Origin of the sequence: Marinomonas pontica, from assembly GCF_036322735.1 — a bacterium.
Taxonomy (GTDB): Bacteria; Pseudomonadota; Gammaproteobacteria; order Pseudomonadales; family Marinomonadaceae; genus Marinomonas; species Marinomonas pontica.
In genome coordinates this window covers 1,161,214-1,181,292 of record NZ_AP027271.1, presented here as the reverse complement: position 1 = coordinate 1,181,292, position 20,079 = coordinate 1,161,214, and the positions used below count along the sequence as shown (strand labels likewise).

General features: G+C 45.1%; 19 protein-coding genes. 11 read left to right on the top strand and 8 right to left on the bottom strand.

Annotated elements, in window-relative coordinates:
• The first annotated feature begins 107 nt into the window (after nt 1-107).
• The 3 genes from nth to AABA11_RS05515 all read left to right on the top strand — a co-directional run bounded on the left by nth (nt 108) and on the right by AABA11_RS05515 (nt 2,726).
• A complete protein-coding gene (nth, locus tag AABA11_RS05525; RefSeq protein WP_265728951.1) occupies nt 108-743 on the top strand; it encodes an endonuclease III in 636 nt (211 codons plus the stop codon).
• A gap of 143 nt (nt 744-886) precedes the next feature.
• The gene (aptA, locus tag AABA11_RS05520; protein ID WP_338266104.1) at nt 887-2,224 is read left to right on the top strand and encodes an omega-aminotransferase AptA; all 1,338 of its coding nucleotides are present in this window, start codon (nt 887-889) and stop codon (nt 2,222-2,224) included.
• A 175-nt stretch (nt 2,225-2,399) separates the two neighbouring features.
• Nucleotides 2,400-2,726, top strand: coding sequence for a hypothetical protein (locus AABA11_RS05515; RefSeq protein ID WP_338266102.1), 327 nt, complete (start codon nt 2,400-2,402; stop codon nt 2,724-2,726).
• Nucleotides 2,727-2,772: 46 nt separating this feature from the next.
• On the opposite strand, the gene AABA11_RS05510 is transcribed toward AABA11_RS05515, so the two are convergent.
• From AABA11_RS05510 to AABA11_RS05490, 5 genes are all read right to left on the bottom strand, one after another.
• The gene (locus tag AABA11_RS05510; protein ID WP_338266101.1) at nt 2,773-3,045 is read right to left on the bottom strand and encodes an RNA recognition motif domain-containing protein; all 273 of its coding nucleotides are present in this window, start codon (nt 3,043-3,045) and stop codon (nt 2,773-2,775) included.
• Between the two features lie 76 nt (nt 3,046-3,121).
• Nucleotides 3,122-4,063, bottom strand: a complete 942-nt coding sequence (locus tag AABA11_RS05505) for a nucleoside hydrolase (RefSeq protein ID WP_265728947.1) — start codon at nt 4,061-4,063, stop codon at nt 3,122-3,124.
• An 88-nt stretch (nt 4,064-4,151) separates the two neighbouring features.
• Nucleotides 4,152-5,045, bottom strand: coding sequence for a ribokinase (locus tag AABA11_RS05500; RefSeq protein WP_265728946.1), 894 nt, complete (start codon nt 5,043-5,045; stop codon nt 4,152-4,154).
• 180 nt (nt 5,046-5,225) lie between these two features.
• Complete coding sequence (locus AABA11_RS05495; protein ID WP_338266097.1) at nt 5,226-6,458, bottom strand: argininosuccinate synthase; 1,233 nt, start codon at nt 6,456-6,458, stop codon at nt 5,226-5,228.
• A gap of 203 nt (nt 6,459-6,661) precedes the next feature.
• Nucleotides 6,662-7,549 (bottom strand): flagellar protein MotY, encoded by an 888-nt coding sequence (locus AABA11_RS05490; protein ID WP_338266095.1) that lies wholly within the window; start codon nt 7,547-7,549, stop codon nt 6,662-6,664.
• A gap of 95 nt (nt 7,550-7,644) precedes the next feature.
• On the opposite strand from AABA11_RS05490, the gene rnt reads away from it, so the two are divergent.
• The 7 genes from rnt (at nt 7,645) to AABA11_RS05455 (ending at nt 16,777) form a co-directional block, all read left to right on the top strand.
• On the top strand, nt 7,645-8,313 hold the full coding sequence (gene rnt / locus AABA11_RS05485) for a ribonuclease T (protein WP_265728943.1): 669 nt from the start codon (nt 7,645-7,647) through the stop codon (nt 8,311-8,313).
• A 66-nt stretch (nt 8,314-8,379) separates the two neighbouring features.
• On the top strand, nt 8,380-8,784 hold the full coding sequence (locus tag AABA11_RS05480; RefSeq protein WP_265728942.1) for a YbaN family protein: 405 nt from the start codon (nt 8,380-8,382) through the stop codon (nt 8,782-8,784).
• Nucleotides 8,785-8,821: 37 nt separating this feature from the next.
• Nucleotides 8,822-12,064: a DUF748 domain-containing protein gene (locus AABA11_RS05475; protein ID WP_338266092.1), complete on the top strand. Its 3,243-nt coding sequence runs from the start codon at nt 8,822-8,824 to the stop codon at nt 12,062-12,064.
• Nucleotides 12,065-12,329: 265 nt separating this feature from the next.
• Nucleotides 12,330-12,590 (top strand): HP1242/YdcH family protein, encoded by a 261-nt coding sequence (locus AABA11_RS05470; RefSeq protein WP_265728940.1) that lies wholly within the window; start codon nt 12,330-12,332, stop codon nt 12,588-12,590.
• 186 nt (nt 12,591-12,776) lie between these two features.
• Nucleotides 12,777-14,918, top strand: a complete 2,142-nt coding sequence (locus AABA11_RS05465; RefSeq protein ID WP_338266090.1) for a TonB-dependent siderophore receptor — start codon at nt 12,777-12,779, stop codon at nt 14,916-14,918.
• Nucleotides 14,919-15,106: 188 nt separating this feature from the next.
• Entirely contained in the window at nt 15,107-16,510 is a 1,404-nt protein-coding gene (trhP, locus tag AABA11_RS05460) for a prephenate-dependent tRNA uridine(34) hydroxylase TrhP (RefSeq protein WP_338266089.1), read from the top strand.
• Between the two features lie 9 nt (nt 16,511-16,519).
• Nucleotides 16,520-16,777 (top strand): YfhL family 4Fe-4S dicluster ferredoxin, encoded by a 258-nt coding sequence (locus tag AABA11_RS05455; protein WP_338266088.1) that lies wholly within the window; start codon nt 16,520-16,522, stop codon nt 16,775-16,777.
• A gap of 24 nt (nt 16,778-16,801) precedes the next feature.
• Here the strand turns inward: AABA11_RS05455 and trxC are convergent, their stop codons facing one another.
• Nucleotides 16,802-17,248 carry a thioredoxin TrxC gene (gene trxC, locus AABA11_RS05450; RefSeq protein ID WP_338266086.1) on the bottom strand — a complete coding sequence of 149 codons (447 nt, stop codon included), beginning with the start codon at nt 17,246-17,248 and terminating at the stop codon, nt 16,802-16,804.
• Nucleotides 17,249-17,414: 166 nt separating this feature from the next.
• Nucleotides 17,415-18,104, bottom strand: coding sequence for a hypothetical protein (locus AABA11_RS05445; RefSeq protein WP_338266083.1), 690 nt, complete (start codon nt 18,102-18,104; stop codon nt 17,415-17,417).
• Between the two features lie 331 nt (nt 18,105-18,435).
• Here AABA11_RS05445 and AABA11_RS05440 point away from each other — a divergent pair, with 331 nt between their 5' ends.
• Nucleotides 18,436-18,750, top strand: coding sequence for a cupin domain-containing protein (locus tag AABA11_RS05440; RefSeq protein WP_338266082.1), 315 nt, complete (start codon nt 18,436-18,438; stop codon nt 18,748-18,750).
• 3 nt (nt 18,751-18,753) lie between these two features.
• On the opposite strand, the gene AABA11_RS05435 is transcribed toward AABA11_RS05440, so the two are convergent.
• A protein-coding gene (locus tag AABA11_RS05435; protein ID WP_338266080.1) for an IS3 family transposase occupies nt 18,754-19,934 on the bottom strand; the annotation gives its coding sequence in 2 pieces (ribosomal slippage) (nt 18,754-19,667 and nt 19,667-19,934; 1,182 coding nt in all).
• Between the last annotated feature and the right edge of the window lie 145 nt (nt 19,935-20,079).

Here is a 20,079-nt window from a genome sequence, read left to right as displayed (position 1 = left end):
TCCCTCTGCTAAGGGGGAGGTTGGGAAGGAGTAAAACGCTCTAAGCTCCTCCCCCTGCTAAGGGGGAGGTTGGGAGGGGGTATTAAAGTAAATAAAGGCTACTTATTGTGAACAAAGAAAAGCGCTACGAGATCTTTTCTCGCTTACGAGCTGAAAACCCAAATCCCGTAACCGAGCTAGAATACAGCTCGCCTTTTGAACTTTTGATCGCCGTTTTGTTTTCTGCTCAAGCCACAGATGTCAGCGTCAATAAAGCCACACGCAAACTCTTCCCTGTCGCCAACACCCCAGAAACCATGTTGGCGCTTGGCGTTGATGGCCTAAAAAGCTACATCAAAACCATTGGCTTATTTAACGCCAAAGCCGAAAACGCCATCAAAACCTGCCAAATACTGATCGATAAACACAACAGCGTGGTGCCAGAAACACGAGAAGAACTGGAAGCCCTTCCAGGTGTTGGTCGTAAAACGGCCAATGTGGTACTCAATACGGCGTTTCGCCAAGTGGCCATGGCAGTGGATACGCATATTTTTCGCTTTGGCAATCGAACCAAAGTCGCACCGGGCAAAAACGTCCTAGAAGTGGAAATGAAGTTGCTCAAGTTCGTCCCGAAAGAGTTCTTATTAGACGCTCACCACTGGATGATTCTTCATGGGCGCTATATTTGTGTCGCTCGAAAGCCTAAATGCGATGCCTGCATTATTGAAGACCTTTGCGAATACAAGGACAAAACCTCTACTTAATTTTGTAGACAGGCGAACGCTCATAACGACTCCACCATTAGTTAATCAAAGACTAATCTAAAATTAAATAACATCACATTTATTAAACCTTTCTTGCTCGGCATTCTTACTCTATTGATGTTCAACTTTAGAGAGAGTTTGATATGAGCCACATTACTAAATCCAGTTTGACCCAAGCTCAACTTGATGCACACTGGATGGCCTACACAGGCAATCGTCAGTTTAAGAAAGACCCTCGTATTATTACATCTGCGGCGGGCAACTATTACACTGACCTTGATGGTCGTCAGATCTTTGACGGTTTATCTGGGTTGTGGACTTGCGGCTTAGGCCACAGTGTTCCAGCGATCAATGAAGCGGTGGCTCAACAAGTAAAAACTCTGGATTACTCCCCTGCTTTTCAATTTGGTCACGAGAAATCTTTCCTGTTGGCCGAACAGATTACCGAATTTATGCCTGAAGGCTTGAACCGCGTTTTCTTCACAGGTTCAGGTTCTGAATCGGTAGATACGGCATTAAAAATTGCTCGTGCATACTGGCGCAAAAAAGGCATGGGCACGAAAACAAAATTCATCGGCCGCGCAAAGGGCTATCATGGCGCTGGTATTTCTGGCTTTAGCGTGGGCGGTATTCCCGCGAATCGCACGCTGTACGGTCAAGGTTTAGAGTCTTATCATTTACCGCATACTCAAGTGCCGGGGAGTGAATTTACCAAAGGCATGGCAGAGCAAGGCAAAGAACGTGCTGACGATCTAATTAACCTTATTACAATGCACGATGCATCAAACATTGCCGCCGTCATTGTTGAACCCATGTCAGGCTCCGCTGGCGTTATCGTTCCACCACAAGGGTATTTGCAGCGTTTGCGTGAGATCTGTGATCAGCACAATATCTTGCTCATCTTTGATGAAGTCATCACCGCGTTTGGGCGCATGGGCGCGAAAACCGGCGCAGAAGCCTTTGGCGTGACGCCTGACGTGATTACCATGGCAAAACAAGTTACCAATGGGGTGATCCCAATGGGCGCTGTGGCCTTTAAACAAGAAATCTACGACACCTTCATGGACAATGGCGGTCCGGATTACATGCTAGAGATTCCTCATGGCTACACCTACTCAGCCCACCCTATTGCCTGCGCTGCGGGATTGGCTTCTCTCGCTGAGATAAAAAAACAAGGTTTGATTGAGCGCGTTAAGAGCATGAGCTCCACGTGGGAAAACGGTGTTCATCAACTGAAAGGTGCGAGCTCCATTGTCACTGATATTCGCAACTACGGTTTTGCAGCGGGCATCACCATTGCCCCAGTCGATGGCGAGCCTGCGAAACGTCCTTTCCAGATTGCTATGTCCATGTTTGAGAAAGGCTATTACGTGCGTTATGGTGCCGATACCATTCAGTTAGCACCACCATTTACAACAGAGCAATCTGAAATGGACAGTCTCATCAATGCTCTAGGAGAAACCATTAAGCAAGTAAGCTAATTTTTCACTTGCGATTTACGCTCCCCAAAACTCAAGGTGTTGTACGTGCATGTGCAACACCTTGATTTGCATCATATTATTGCAACTATCCATTGCGAACATTCTTGCATTATAATGACGATTGCAAACGCATCGTTATCGATTTTAGTTCTTCACCCAGCAAAGGATAATTCCTGTGTCTATTTCTCATTCACCCTATGTTCGTTGCTTTTGGACAGGTTCTTTGTATTTGACCAATGGGATGGTTATGCCAATCCATTGCACACACATATCAACACAAAAAATCGAAGTAGAAGCACCAGGAGGTTTACAGGGATCTAAAATGGTGAAACTGGAGCTGAAGGCCATTCATGAAGGAAAAACAGCCACGATTGTCGCGCTGTGTGACCCAGAATTGGATGTCTTTAATGAGCATAATAAGCACTATATAAAGCTGTCTTATCATACGATTTCAAACAAAGATGTGGAGTTTATCAAAGTATTTGCTGACGCTCATTCCTAGCTCATAACAAAGACAAGCTAGGATAGCAGATTACTCGATGCGGATTTTACTCTGCGTCATCGCTACCCACTTTTTTCGCAGTCTCTTCTGCTTTTTTCACACGAATTTTTGATCCGTCAACTTCTTTGCCGTTTAGCATTTTAATGGCCACTTTAGCGTCACCGACTTTTGGCATTTCAACAAAGGCAAAACCTTTTGATTCGCCGGTCTCTTTGTCCATTACAAGATTACAAGATTGCAATGTGCCATGTTTTGCAAACAAGACTCTTAGCTCTTGTTCTGTGGTGTTACGCGCTAGGTTTCTAACTAATAATTTCATATCTTTCTCTTTATAAATAAAAAAGGCATGGGGTTACTGTCCATGCCTTCCAGTTTGATTGCGCCATTCTAACGATTTAAGACAGGGTTGTCTCAAATAATGCCAATAGTTTTTGGCTGTCCACTTCCATACACACTTGCGTCATTGGTACATCATTCCAATGGGGCTCAGGAAAACTCATACCCTGCGGTGCAAAAATCGTTTGGCCGATGCCAATACCTTCACACGCTACGCGAACGGCACCCAACTCAACACCAAAAATACTCGGATCTAACACGTACGCAATGGTTGATGCATCATGGAAGTAACACCCATTCATATCAAATCGACTGCTGTAGAAATTAATGTAATGCTGAGCGCAATCGTACAAGAAGCCACCCTCTGTTGGGTTTGCTTCTCTAATACGCTCTAGAATAGGGTTATCCAACAATACTTGATGCGTCACATCCAGACCAATCATGGTCACTTGCCAAGGCGCAGTAAATACCTTATCCGCCGCATGAGGATCGTTCATGATGTTCGCTTCCGCTACTGGGGATACGTTACCGTATTCAATCGCAGTACCACCCATTAACACCACTTCATCGACTAAGTTGGCTACTTCTGGATCAAGCTCAAGCGCTTTTGCCAAGTTACCTAGCGGACCAAGAGCGATAATGGTCACTTCACCTGGAAATTCACGCACAGTATCAACGATAAACTGCGCGGCGCTTTTATCAACGGCTTGGCCTTTTGGTGCTGGCCAATCGATATTGCCAAAACCATCAGCACCATGAACAAAGTCAGGATGTGGGCGTGGGGCTATTTTACTTGGTACCGCAACACCTTTCGCCACAGGCACATTTACCTTGGCGATTTCCGTCAAGGTAATGGCATTTTGTGTTGCCAATTCCACAGACACATTACCAAACGTCGTAGTCAGACCCAGCACGTCAAGCTGTGGCGCTTGGAAGGCAAAAAAGATCGCCATTGCGTCGTCTATACCCGGATCGGTATCAATAATAATTTTACGAGCCATGTTTCTGTTCCTCTTTTAGCAATTTGTTGTTTGCTATGTCATTTTGGCTAACTATTTTTAGCGAATTCTTTTGGTTAACGGTTTTTGGCTAACTATGTTCAGCAAGAAAAGCCGTCACTTCGTCTTGTGTTGGAATGGATGACGCCGCCCCCAAACGTGTAACACAAATGGCAGAGGCTGCACAGGCACGAGTAATTGCCTGAGTCATATCGTCCCCACTCATTAAAGAAGACAAACAGTAGCCGATAAATGTGTCCCCTGCCGCGGTCGTATCGACAGCGTCAACCGAAAAAGCGTCCACAGACAAGGTTTCGTTGCCACTAAAATAGCACACACCCGCTTTTCCTAACGTCATGAGAACCGCAAGTTCAGGGTACGCTTTCGGAAACGCAGCGATGGTACTGTCGATATCTGTTGTTCCCATCAAATCCATGCCTTCGACTTCGTTGACGATCAATAAGTCAACAAACTCCAAAACGTGCTTTGTCAGCTCTGCATCCATCGGCGCTGGATTAAACGCAACCTTGACCTGATGCTGTTGTGCTTTACGCATGGTGTATTCGATCAGATTGGTTTCGTTTTGCAACAGCACCCAATCACCAGCACTTGCACTGGATAACACCTGGTCAATTTGCGCTTCCGACAACGTATGGTTTGCACCTTGGTACAGTATAATCGAGTTTTCCGCGGCTTTGGTGAGCTGAATAATCGCATGACCTGTGGCTGTGTCTACTCGCTTGATTAAGTCCGTGTTAACACCAAGCGATTCTAACTGATCAATCACCGCTTGATCACTGTGATGCACAGCACCGACATGTTTAACGTCAGCCCCTGCCTTGGCTAACGCCACAGACTGATTTGCCCCTTTACCACCCAGTAAACATTGGTAGCTGTCTGAGGCCATGGTTTCACCAGGTCGAACAAAGTGATCAAGCTGATAAAGGTGGTCGAGGTTAATCGAGCCAACATTATAAATTGTCATTATAGCCTTCCTTCAGTATGAACATGGGTTACGGTAGATCGTCCTACCCAACACCACTACGCAGTCAACTCAGTCGATCTAATCACAAATATTGACCAAGCGTACAAAAAATAAAAAACGCCCCAATTCTGCAAGAACGGAGCGTTTTTTGAAAGCTTAATTTTCTAAAACAGACAGTGATTACTTGTCGTTATCTAGAAAACCACGACCTTTTTGTGCGGCAATACGCATACGAAGTGCATTCAGCTTAATGAAGCCTGCTGCGTCTTTCTGATCGTAAGCACCAGCATCGTCTTCAAATGTCGCAATTTTGCTGTCGAACAAGCTGTTATCAGACTGACGACCAACCACGCTTACGTTACCTTTGTACAACTTAAGGCGCACTGTACCGTTTACGTATTTTTGTGATGTGTCGATCAAAGCTTGCATCATACGACGCTCTTCTGACCACCAGAAACCGTTGTAAATCAATTTAGCGTAGCGAGGCATCATTTCATCTTTCAGGTGCATCGCTTCACGGTCTAGTGTAATAGACTCAATGGCGCGGTGAGCACGCATCATGATAGTGCCGCCAGGTGTTTCATAGCAGCCACGCGCTTTCATGCCAACAAAGCGGTTTTCTACGATATCAACACGGCCAATGCCGTTCGCGCCACCAATCTTGTTCAATGTTTCCAAGATAGTTGCAGGAGACATTGCTTCACCATTGATAGAAATTGGGTCGCCTTTCTCGTAACCAATTTCGATGTAAGTAGGTTCATTTGGTGCATTTTCTGGAGAAACAGACCAACGCCACATGTCGTCTTCTGGCTCTGTCCATGGGTCTTCCAACTGATCCCCTTCAAAAGAGATGTGCAGTAAGTTAGCGTCCATAGAATAAGGCGATTTTTTCTTTTTAGTCGAAAAATCAACCGGAATTTTGTGTTCTTCACAGTAAGCCATTAGCGTTTCACGAGACGTTAGGTCCCATTCACGCCAAGGTGCAATCACTTTAACGCCAGGTTTCAATGCGTACGCGCCAAGTTCAAAACGCACTTGGTCGTTACCTTTGCCTGTCGCGCCGTGAGAAATAGCATCCGCACCCGTTTCATTGGCAATTTCGATCAAACGTTTTGCAATCAATGGACGAGCGATCGATGTACCTAATAGGTACTCACCTTCGTAAATAGTGTTGGCACGGAACATAGGGAAAACGAAGTCGCGAACAAATTCTTCGCGCAAATCTTCAATGTAGATTTCCTTAATACCCAACGCTTGAGCTTTAGCGCGAGCTGGTTCTACTTCCTCACCCTGACCCAAATCAGCGGTAAAGGTAACCACTTCACAGTTATACTCTTCTTGAAGCCACTTCACGATTACGGAAGTATCTAGGCCGCCTGAATAGGCTAGCACAACCTTCTTCACGTCAGACATTATCTCTATTCTCCTCAACGAGCTCGCGCTCCCTCACCAATGCTTTCAAACCAGTACATGGCGGCGCAAATAATTTAAAAAAAGGGGTGGTAAGTGTAAGATCTCGATTCTTGCTTAGCAAGTAAAAAGCCCCGTTCTACACAGATAAATCGGCAAAACAGGGCTATTTCTTACAATTCAGAGACAATCAGAAAATCGGCAAATCAACTCGCCTCATTTTTTTCCAAACGAATCGTCACACGTCGGTTACGTTCTCGACCTTGCGCCGTATTGTTGGTCGCTGAAGGATAACGTTCACCATGATAACGAGAGATAATTTTGGCCGCGGGCACGCCTTTCTCAAGCAAATACGCCGTCACTTTTTCGGCACGTATTTTAGACAATTCTCGGTTATCTCGACGCGAACCAATGATGTCTGTGTGACCATCAATGTAAATGTATTCCACACTGGGGTCGGAAGACACATACAAGGCCACCAAATCTAAACGAGCTTTAATTCGGTCCGTAAGATCAACCCCGTTTGTCGTAAACAAGGCCGCTGTTCTGGCAATCTGATCGTAATTAACGGGCAATAAACTGGACAAACAGCGTCTAAATTCGTTGTAGGCTGGCGCAAAATTAATGTTCGACAGCCCCACCTCTACGGTTTCTCGGCTGTTTTCCCACGCAGTTCCAGCGACCACTGGATGTCGACCACGATCCAAGCTCGTCAACATACGTTCCGCCACTTTGCCACCCACTTCCACGGTTAACCCGTAACCTGGGTAAGGTAAAATATCCAGCGTTTCTGGCTTCACGCCCGGCGACCAATCAGGCGCTTGGGAAATAATATACACTTGGCCAGGGCCCAACTTTTCATTCTGCGGTTGCAGGATGAATTTCATCGGTTCGCCCGCTTCTTTTATAAAATGACCTTCGCCATAATTCGGCACGGGATGCGTTAAGCTGCAAGAAAAAATATCGCCCGCAAGAAGCCACTCAGAATCCGAAATACCCGATTGGTAATGTGTAATGGCGTTAGCCTGCGTCCACGCTAAGCCAGCGGCCAATAAAAATGTGGTGCGAATTAGAAGTTGTTGGGGAATTCCCATTTAGACATCTCGTTCAAGCATTATCAAATGTGTTATGATGCGATCCTATTGTATACCGTTACTGTTGATCAAGCGGCAGAATTAAGGACCTTCTTTTGTCAAACCATGAAATCAAAGATCGATTCCGCGGCTTCCTACCTGTTGTTATCGACGTAGAAACCGCAGGCTTTAATCAAAAAACAGATGCTTTGTTAGAAATGGCGGCCAGCATCCTAAGAATGGATGAAAATGGCGATTTATACATCCATGAAACATTAGAATTTTTGATCAAGCCATTTGAAGGCGCAAACCTTGAAAAAGCAGCGCTCGACTTTACCGGCATTGACCCGTTTGCTCCTGATAGACAGGACATGCCAGAAGAAGAAGCGCTGTCTCAAATGTTTACAAAAGTTCGCAAAGAACTGAAATCTGTAGGCTGTAAACGCGCCATTTTGGTGGGGCACAACGCCGCATTTGACCACGGATTCCTAAACGCAGCCATTGAGCGAGCGGATGTAAAACGCAATCCATTCCACCCATTTTCGAGCTTCGATACGGCAAGTTTAGCAGGGCTGGTATATGGACAAACTGTGTTAGCGAAAGCGTGTGAAGCGGCCTCTATCCCGTTTAGCAACTCCGAAGCACACTCAGCGAAATACGACACTGAAAAAACCGCTGAACTCTTTTGCGAAATGGTGAATCGTTTGAAACGCCTTGGTGGATGGCCACTGGTGGAAAGCGAACCAGAAGACAGCATGGCGGCTATTTTTAATTCTGGAAAATAACCGCATAATGGAAATGGGTTGGCGAGATAACAGCCCATTTCTTTTACCTTTTACGTGGGCAAGCCTATGCAAGGAAAGCGAATTCTCTATTTAATGCTTGGGTGGTTTTCACTTATCACTGGCATTATTGGTATTTTTTTGCCTTTACTCCCCACAACCCCCTTGGTTTTATTGGCCGCTTGGTGCTTTTCTAAATCATCAAATCGATTCCACACTTGGTTACTTGAGCACAAATTTTTTGGCCCTATTGTTCGGGATTGGCAGTCTTCTGACGGCATTCCAAAACACGCCAGAAACCGCGCCATTTTATTCATGTGGACGGGCATGGCGATCTCCATTTTTATCGTGTCTCGCTTTTGGGCCACCATCGGATTAATCGTGATTGGCCTTTGCGTCACAACCTATTTAATGCGCATGCCGCTGCGTTCCGAAAATACAGATCAGACAGTAGAGAAAGACGAACACGGTTAAACTTTTTCCCCTCATACGCTTCACCAAAAGGCACTTTATGATGACACGCCAACATTTCAAACACTTTGTCTTTTACCCCTTTGCCGCTGTTACTGGCCTTGTCACAGCCATCTGGTTTGCTACTCCCTATGTGGCGCAACACTATCTTACCGCTTACCTGAACGAGCAAGGTAAAGACCTTTCTGTAGGGGCATTATCGATTGATTTTTTCCCACCCAAAATTGATGTAAAAAACATTGTTATAAACGATAAAACACACGATACCTTGTCGCTAAAGCGAGCGACATTCGGCATTGAATTCTGGCCTCTGTTCACCAAAACCGTGCATATTTCTGAAGCAAACATTGAAGGGTTGCACCTAACAGTCGCTCAAAAGGAAAAAAATTGGATCGTGGCTGGTATCAATACGACACAATTCATTGCACCGACAGACCAGTCAGAAGCATCTACAGAGGAAGAAAATTCCGCTGACACAGCCAGCACGCCCTGGTCGATTACATTACCGGAGTTTACCATTCGCGATGGGCAAGTTTCTCTATCTCGACAAGCGGACTTAAACACCCCAGTTAAATCCGATACCGTTATTTTAAAGCAATTGCGCATTGAAGATTTATCGGGTCAAGGTCTGACATGGCAAGGTAATATCGCCGCATCTGTCTTAGTGAATGAGGCTGAAATGTCATTAGACAGCCAATTCGACTATTCGCCGGAACAAGCAAATGCGAACATCGACATCACAGACACTCGCCTGATGATCAGCAGCTTCAAACACTTTTTGCCAGCTCCCTACAACACAGGAAGCGGTCTACTCGATCTGAATGCAAGCCTTCTGTTCTCACTGCAATCTGTCAATAACCGCGCCGTTTATGACATTAAAAACCTGACGCTGGACACTAAAATCACAGACCTAACGTTACCACTAGGCGAACAAGACAGATCCTCAACCAAATCCACCTCGCTGCAGCTGTCCCAAGCTAACCTTCGCTTTGTTTCTGCCGACCAATTAACCGCTACAGGCACCATGACATTAGACTCCACACAGTCGTCTTTTGCTCAAGAAGACCGCCAAGCACAACTGGACAAACTGACTCTGAACCTACCGTTCGATATCTCTCGTGATACATCAGGATTGACTGCAAAAGGTCGCCTAGACTTAGCGCTGGAAAAGCCGTATTTCGCTCAAGCTGATCTTGATGTACAACTTGCAACGCTTCAATTCAGCACACCATTTGATGTAAAACAAAGTGAACAGGGCATAACGGCAACGGGCGATCTAATAACGCAATTGGGCAAATCCCGTTTTGCTCAAGCCAGCCAGCACATAGTGTTTGACGACTTAGCGCTGAAAACACCATTTACGATCAAACAAGATAAAGAGTCCGGGCTGAACGCCAACCTAGCCTCCACAACACTCGACGTGAACACATTAGCACTATCGTTAGACAGTCTTGCCGTGCAAAACAAACAATTGCACATTGCCTTAAAAGATGTGGACGTGGCAATGGATCCTAAAGCCGCTGTCAGTGTGTCTTTATTTACAGACATACAAAGCAATGGATTGGCCGTACAACAAGCTGGAAATACCGCTCATTATGATGTGTTTACGTTGTCGAATACCTTATCACTAACAAAAAGTGATGATGCGTTATCTGCCCAAAACGATCAGTTGAAGGTGGCTATTGAGGGTGTCAACGCAAAACACATCGATGAAAAACAGGTGTCATTAGGCGCAGCAACATTGACAGCAAAACAACTCGATTTTGAACAAAAAATGGGGAAGTCACCTAGAATTACAGGACAAAACATCAACTTTTCCAGCAGCGCATTAGACAGTCTACTGACCGATAATAAACGCATCGCGTCTTGGGCTAACGCCAGTTTGAACGATCTGTCATTTAGCCAACAAGGCGACAATGTCAACGTCACGCTGACGCAGTTAGACCTCGATGATCTAACCGTTTCGCAGATACTTACGGAATCCACCAAACAGGCATTGCCATCTCTAAGCCATGTCAATCACATCCGCATAGAGGAAGTGACAGCCAATCAAGACGGTGCAGACATCAAACAAATCACCGCCGATTCGTTTACTATTAACCTAATGATTGATGCTCAAAAGCGCATTGAAAACCTTGTGTTCACCAGTGGCGCAGATCAACAAGATGCAACCCAGCCGACACCAGACACTAAATCCGTACCACGAGAAAATGATGTCGCACCTATCGCCACGGATGCACAAGATCCCGCTTTTAAAGCGCCCTATTATGTGGTTCTTGGTGCGTACGATACCACGGGCGCTTCCAGTATTTACTTCCAAGATAGAAGTATCACGCCAACACTGAAGCGATCACTGGACATAGAAACTTTGTCCTTACGCGACTTAAATTCGAAGAAAAAAGACCAAGCAACTGTGTTTTCATTCAAAGCGCGCAGTGGCAAATACACAACTTTGAAAGCCGACGCCACGGTGTGGCCGCTGGCCGATAAGTTAACGCTTCAAAGCAAAGTCCAAGTGCGAGAAGCCGAGCTGCCGCCTTTTTCGTCGTATATCGCCAACGTATTAGGCTATCAAATCGACTCCGGTCAACTCGATTTGGATCTCAACCTAGAGGCAAAAAGCGGCACATTAAATGGTGATTCTCACATTGTACTGAGAGAATTTGACTTAGGTGGCCGCCAAGACAGTAATTCCGTCGTAAGAGCCGGCGCAGTGCCTTTGAACATTGCTGTTGGTATCTTAAAAGACAGCGACAACAATATAGACTTAAACATTCCACTGTCTGGGGACATCAATAACCCAGAATTTGGCTGGAAAGACTTCCTATTCTTACCGGTGAAAAAAGCCCTGTATACCGCTTCCAGTACTTACTTAATGCAAACATTTATTCCCTATGCCAACGTCATTAGCATTGCTCAACTGGCGGGTGACCAGCTGCTGAAAATCCGAGTAGAACCGCTCATTTTCAACGCTGAAGAAGACACTTTGAACGATTCGCAAGAGGCATTTTTAAACCAGCTTACCGCCTTAATGAAGGACAAAAAAGACAGCCAACTTAAAGCCTGCGGCGTGACCAGTTTTGTGGATTTAGGATTTGAAAAACCACCGGTATCCATTGACGATGAGACCAAAGAGCAAGCCAGAAATTTAGCGCAAAAACGCGCTGACCACCTAAAAGACTATCTGGTAAGTGAAGGGATTACATCGTCCAGAATCTTCCTTTGCTCGCCAGAAATAGACCTTTCTAAGAGCAGCAAACCAAGAGTCGAACTCAACTTCTAACCAATACGCGTTGGATTGGGCGAAACGAGACAGTTTAGATAAAAACCGAAATAAGCCGCAGCAAGGTGCTCTACTGCGGCTTTTTCGTCAAATATAAGCAAAGATATCCATCAAACCATGACACCTCTCCGATACTGGCTTCCTAACGCTTGAAAAGCGCCATAAACAAGCCATAACAATCTAAGGAAAGCCTGACAAGCATCAAGAGAGAAATCGCTTAACTAGGCTAACCTAATCTTAAAGCAAACACTTAAAGGAGAAAGTTATGCCAATTGAAGACCACACACTTATTAATGAATTCCCAGAATTCAAAGACGACATTCATCAACTAAAAATGGACGATGCGCATTTCAGAAAGCTGTATGACGAATACAACCACCTGACAAAAGCGGTTGAGAAAATCGAGCAAGAAATTGTGCCAGCAGCCACGTTTGAAGAAGAAAAATTGAAGAAACAGCGCCTTCAACTAAAAGACACCTTGCAAGGGTACATCAAGGCAACCAGACTGGCCGCTGAAAAAGCCTAAACACGCCTGCACTGCTTACAGCCAGAAAGGCACCTCTCGTGTTTTTCTGGCTGACTCCCTTTCCAAAACGTCCCTCACCCCAAGTATTTCGCAGTTATTGTAAGTTTTGTTCGCCAATTCTCATTTGTAAATGACTATCATAAACACTAACATGCGCGTTTAATTATCATTATAACGGGTTTAGCTATGGCACTAAGAACCACCTTAATCATGATGCAAGCCTGTGGGGCGCTTGTGTTTTCGACAGCACTGCTTGCAGAGACAACAAGCAATACTGAGCAAAGTGTGTATCTCAATGAGGGAGATGCTCAAATTAAGGATGGATCCGACATAGAACTTCAAACACTGCAAGTACAAGGACGTGCTTTATCGTTGTACAAGGAAGACGAAGCGACACTCGCGACAAAAACCGCAACACCTATCGACAAAACGCCGCAGTCGGTTCAAGTAGTCACAGAAGCATTAATAGAAGACCAAGCGGCAAGACAAATCACCGATTTATACCGCTCAATCTCAGGCATGTCGCAAAACAATGTCGCCAACGTAACACTGCGTGGCTTCAATCAAGATGAAATCTTATATGACGGTATGCGTGGCGACCCTTTCAGTGGTTTTTCTATTCCACAACTGTTCACCATTGAACAAGTACAAGTTTTAAAAGGCCCATCTGGCGCCCTGTACGGCGCAGGTGAACCGGGCGGCGTTATCAACTACGTCACCAAAAAACCGACGTATGAACAGAAAAATACGCTGAAAATCAGTGCCGGAAACAAAGACTTTTTAAGCGGTAGCATTGAATCCTCTGGCCCCGCAAATGAAGATGCGTCTCAGCGTTACCGAGTTGGTGTTTACTCAGACGGACAGGATTCGTACCGCACGAACGTAGAAGAAGAAAATCAGATCATTGATCTTGGTTATGCGTGGGATATCGACAGCAACAACACGCTGAATCTTCAATACACCAAGATTCATCAGTACATTTCAGGGGCGCGATTACGCGGTATCCCTACGGATGACGACGGTAATTTCTTGGCCGATACGTCTTGGAACTCGAACTCATCAAGTGATTTCCAAGAGCTGGATGCCGAAGTCTTTCAAGCACGCTTAGATCATGACATTAACGCATGGCTAACCAGTAATTTAACATTACGCTATTTTGAAAATACCGAAACGCAGAAATACCATGAAGTGACCGGAATTTCTTCGACTGATAGCGATATGGTAACACGTCAATATCGCGACCAAGTTCGCAACAAAAAAGGCACTACGGTCGCAGGTAATTTAATTGCTGAATTAGGTGACCACACCGTCTTAGTCGGCGCAGATTACTTCCATCTTTATGGTGACTTTCTTTATTACCGATCAAACTCAAGTTCTGGTGTATCAGATTTAAGCCTAAGCAACCCTCAGTACACAGACAACGTTAGCGACTACACCATGCCGCTTTATAAAGACGAAGAAACCGTTTTAGACCGTGTTGGTGTGTTTGCTCAAGACCAATGGGCCATCACCAATAAACTGGATTTAACCACGGGGGTTCGCTTTGATCGATACGAAGAAAAATACACCAATAATATAAAAAATACAGAAACCGAATACGATGACACCGGCTACTCTGCGCGCATAGGGGCAACCTACGCACTAAATGAACACATTAAGCCTTATGTGTCCGCATCAACAGGTTTCGTACCTCAGTCTGCTTCCAACCAAGCATCGTCAACTGACGGGTATTTCGACCCAGAAGAAAGCCATCAAATTGAAGCGGGCTTGCGTACTTACTGGCTGCAAAACAAGCTAAATGTAAACATTGCTGCGTATCGCATCATTCGTGAAAACATCCTTCAGGAAGACCCAAATGACGCCAGTCTATTAGTTTCGATAGGTAAAGTTCGCAGTCAGGGCATAGAAATTGATGTGATGGCCGATATCACACCTCGTTGGGTAGCAAACGTCAATTACGCCTACAACGACACAGTAGTAAAAGAGTCAACCGACGCGGATATTCAGTACTCTAATAATGACCGATTTGCCAATACGCCATATAACCAGCTCGGCCTTTGGACTCGATACGATTTCCCAAGTATCACCTCCTCCATTGCCTTCGGTGCAGACTATGTAAGTGACCAAATCAACCGTCAAGGACAAACCATCAAACCCTATGCAGTTTATGATGCGTCTTGGCAAACAAGCTGGGAAGATTGGAAATTCCAGCTGAACATCAAAAACCTATTCGACAAAGAATACGCCGTCAGTGGGTTTACGGAGAAAAACGGCTCTTTCGTAGGTGAACGACGTCGCGTGTATGTTACTGCCGCCTACGACTTTTAAATCGCATCAGGCTCACTAACAGACAGATACAAAAAAGCGGGTCTCTTGATCCGTTTTTTTGGGGGTTTTTCCTACATTTTTGACCTGCATCAAAGTCGTTTTATTTAAACAAGTCATCCCACCGACAGTGCTTGAGTTCAATCAACACACAGGTAAACTCCGCCCGTTTTGATCGATCGGTGAACCTCATGTCTCAAGAAAAAGCCTTCTTTCCAGAATTACTCTCTCCAGCTGGTTCGTTAAAAAACCTGCGTTATGCTTTTGCCTACGGGGCAGACGCGGTATACGCGGGTCAACCACGCTATTCATTGCGAGTGCGTAATAACGAGTTTGACTTGGAAAAACTTGGTATCGGCATAAATGAAGCTCACCAGCTGGGCAAAAAACTTTACGTGGTCAGCAATATTGCTCCCCATAATGCCAAATTAAAAACCTACCTTGACGACTTAGCGCCGGTCATCGATCTCAATCCAGACGCCCTCATCATGTCAGATCCAGGCTTAATTATGATGGTGCGAGAAGCCTTCCCTGATCAGCAAATTCATCTTTCGGTACAAGCCAATGCGGTCAACTGGGCAACGGTCAAGTTCTGGCAACAACAAGGCATTTCCCGCGTAATACTGTCGCGTGAATTGTCCTTAGACGAGATCGAAGAAATTCGTATGAAAGTGCCCGAAATGGAACTGGAAGTCTTCGTGCATGGGGCATTATGCATGGCGTATTCTGGTCGATGCCTGCTATCGGGATACATGAACAAACGCGACCCAAACCAAGGTGCGTGCACAAACGCCTGTCGCTGGGAATACAATGTCCACGAAGCGACACAAGATGACGCAGGACAGATCATTGCCACCAGTGGCGCTTCGTTATACGTTCCTGAACAGACAGCTCAAATTCAAGAGGCTTCTGTGCAAGTACAAGAGCCAACTGATCAGCTTTTCTTGCTTCAAGAACGCGGCCGCCCAGACGAATACATGCCAGCCTTTGAAGACGAACATGGCACCTATATTATGAATTCCAAAGACTTGCGTGCCATTCAACACGTAGAGCGCTTGGTGAAAATGGGTGTGCATTCATTAAAAATTGAGGGCCGAACCAAATCGTTTTATTACTGTGCCAGAACCGCGCAAATATACCGCCAAGCCATTAACGACGCTGTCACTGGCCAGCGTTTTGACGAAGGTCTAATGAACCGCTTAGACAACCTCGCGAACCGAGGTTACACCGATGGATTCTTGCAACGCCATCGCCATGTGGACATGCAAAACTACGAAACAGGCAACTCCGTCAGCGAACAGCAACAATTTGTTGGTGAAGTCATCACAACAAGCGACAACGCCCTCACCATAGAAGTAAAAAACCGCTTTAGCGTAGGTGACTCATTGGAACTGATGACACCAAAAGGCAATGTTACTTTTCAATTGACCGAATTGAACGACAAAAATGGCCACCCAATCGACGTTGCCAAAGGCAGTGGTCACACTGTGTCGATTCCTTGCCCACAAAACATCGATGCCTCGATGGGAATTTTATTAAGAAACCTATCGGCTGGACAAACTACACGCCAGCCTCACGCTAGCGCCACCGAGTAAGGTCAAAGCATGGCCTTACTCATCAACGATCGATGCATAAACTGCGACATGTGCGAGCCCGAATGCCCAAACGAGGCCATCACCATGGGCGCGAAGATTTATGTTATCGATCCCGATAAATGCACAGAGTGTGTTGGTCACTACGACCAACCCACTTGCGTCGCTGTCTGCCCTATCGACTGCGTGAAACCCGATCCTAACAGACGCGAAACAGAAGACGTATTATACGAGAAGTTTGTTGAAATGCACTTTGATACCAGCGTTTAACGCCCCACCAATATCAAACAAACCTTAAACAGCAGGCAAGTTCTCCGCTAGCCATTGCTGGAATTGTGCTTTCGGTAATGCGCCTGATAAACGCGCGACTTCTTTACCATGATGAAAAATCATTAGCGTAGGAATAGAACGAATATTATAGCCACCCGCCGTGGTTTGATTCTTCTCTGTATCCAACTTCATAAAACAGGCTTTTGTCGACAGATCACCCGCGACGTGTTCGAAAATAGGCGCAAATTGCTGACACGGCCCACACCAAGACGCCCAAAAATCAACCACCACTGGCAAGTCGCTGTCTGTAATATAGCGTCTGAAATTATTATCACCGCCCATAATGGGACGGGTTGAAAGAACGGGCTTTTTACATTTGCCACAAAGAGGTGTATTACCAAGCTTGTCTTTCGGCACACGGTTCTTTGTGGCGCAACTTTGACAAACGATTTGTATAGGGGAAGCCGTCATCTTAATCCTCAATAATAAAGTGTTCGAACATTCGTTTAAAATGGAGCTTGTGTACGAAAAAACAACCCGAATTGACCGATTTAACAACGGCCAACCCAGAAAAAAAGCGAACCCTAGGATTCGCTTTTCATTTCATAACCATGCAAATGCCTGATACATCACAGCGCTAGGCGGCGCTATCTGCGTGAGACACCGCTTTGAATTCATCAACTTGTTCAAAAAATTCCAACCAGAAATAAGAGCTAACCAAACTAAACTGTCGCGATAAGCCATTGTCCGCGATCTGCTTCAGCTGCCACACAATGCCCTTCGCTTCAGGAAAATATTTCCCTTGGATTTGCTCTTCGTACAAACGATTAATCAGTGCATCATCGCCTTGGCCACTTGCCAATATACGCACGATGGAAGAATGAAGCGAGTCATCAAAAATCGTCATATCTTCACTGTGAGCCGCGGTTACCGTAAGCGCTATTTCAACACCGGCTGGTTTGGCAAACTTGCCATTAAACGCTTCTCGCAACAACGAATACGCATTAAAGAAACGCTCGTGATACAGGCAATCTGGGTATTCCTCCCAGCAATGCTCATCCATCATATCATGGCTAATCTGTTCAACTTTACCGCGAGACAACGTCGGAAAACTATGCGTTAACACCACCGCCGCAGCGTCCTCTGGTTTCAAATCGCTTAACGACATCATGCACATCTCGCGCAGCTCGCCTGCGTCCATCGCGTCGACATCGTCGTCAAAATCCATAATCGTCAAAAGCGCTTTAAAATCGCCAACCGACCACGCGTTTTGAATCTTACTGATCTTCTGGAAAGAATCGACTTGAACCGTAAACTTTGATTGCATCTAGCACTCCTATTTGAACGCCAACATTGCAGGGGAAACAGACTGATAAGCTTTAATGAATAGCCAATAATGACCTTGTCGAAGAAACAAGATCGAGCCGTCAATGTACATCGAGAATAGGCAATATGCTATCTATCTTAAAAAATGTTTTTTGGGACACTATTACGGGAAAAACAGACAGAACGAAAAGGAAGGACACAACAAATAGAACAAGAGTCGGCGCTTGATATTGTCCTCAACCTATCCTTTAGGAGGTATAGCAATCCGTTTGTTAAGTCTTTAACTTCAGCCTTTAGCAAGTTTTTTTATTAAACGAACAGGAAGGATGAAGATGGGATTTACACGTTTAGATACTGATATTCAAGCCGAAGAATATTACGTCTCAGAAGAAAAACGACTCGAAGGAAATCCACTCCAAAAACTGTGGATGGAGTACACAGACAGCTCAGAAACATTCTCCGCTGGCATCTGGCAAAGCGACAAAGGCAAATGGAAAATCCGTTACAGCGAAGAAGAATACTGCCATATTCTTGAAGGCATAAGCCTCATCACCGAAGAGGGAAAAGAGCCTATACGAGTAACAGCCGGTGACCGATTTGTAATCTCCGCAGGCTTTCAGGGCAGCTGGGAAGTGGTCGAGCTGTAGGGGTCAAGTAAAACTGGCCACGGTTTTAGAGTTTTCCCAATATAATCGTTCTGATTCATTGGGTGATAACCCACCATTATACTGATGGGGTCTAAGTTGGCTGTAATAGCCAATAATATAGTGAATGATTTCTTGCTGTGCTGCTGGGAAGTTACGATACCCTGACGGTGGTATCCATTCTGTTTTTAAGCTACGAAAGAATCGTTCCATTGGTGCATTGTCCCAGCAATTTCCTCGTCTTGATAAGCTTTGTTTAATCTGGTGTCTCCATAATAATTGCCTGAAATAACGACTTGTATAATGGCTACCCTGATCACTGTGGAACATCACTCCTTTTGGTCTTCCTCTTGATTCAAAAGCCATCGTTAATGCTTTCCCTGTTAGCTTACTGTCTGGCGATAATGACATAGCCCAGCCAATCGGTTTTCGTGCAAACAAATCAATGACAACAGCTAAATACATCCAACGATTTCCTGCCCATACATAGGTAACATCGCCTACCCAAACCTTGTTTGGCTCTGTTACAGAGAATTGACGTCCTAAAAGATTAGGGATTTCAAGGTGCTCTTGTTTAGCCTTTCGATATCGATGTTTAGGTGATTGACAGCTCACTAAGCCAAGGGATTTCATTAATTTGCTTGCACGATAGCGACTAAGCGGAATGTTCTTCATATTAGTCACCATACTAGCAATGGTACGCGCTCCAGCAGAGCCGCGACTGGCTTCATGCATATCACTGACAATAGAGCGTAATTCCTTTTGTTCAGGTGATAATTGCCTACTTTTACTACGCCAATACTTGTAGCTGCTTCGATGAACGCTGAATACCTTACATAAGGTTGCTACGCTAAAGCCCTTCCTGAGTTTCTCAATTATCGAGAATTGTTCAGCGAGTCCGACATCAAGAGAGCGGTAGCCTTTTTTAAAATATCATTGTGTTCCTCAAGGTTGGATATTTTCTTCTTGAGCTCACGAATCTCAATTTGCTCTGGCGTAAGTGGAGACGCTTTTGGGGTAATACCTTGATACTCTTGTTTTAGTTGTCGAACCCATCGGTCCATTGCAGATTTGCTGACGTTCATAGCCTTAGCTGCTTCGATAATTGAATAGCCTTGCTCTGTCACCAATTGTGCAGCTTCAAGTTTGAACTCTGTACTAAAAGTGCGTCTTGTACGATTTTTCATATAGTCACCTGTCTAGTTCTGAGATGCATCTTAACATCCCTAATCAGGTGGCCAAATTAACTATGCCACTACAAGCCGACCCGCAAATATTTTGTTGTGTATGAAAAATAAAAACCGCTCAGCTTTTCCTGAAATGAAAGTACGA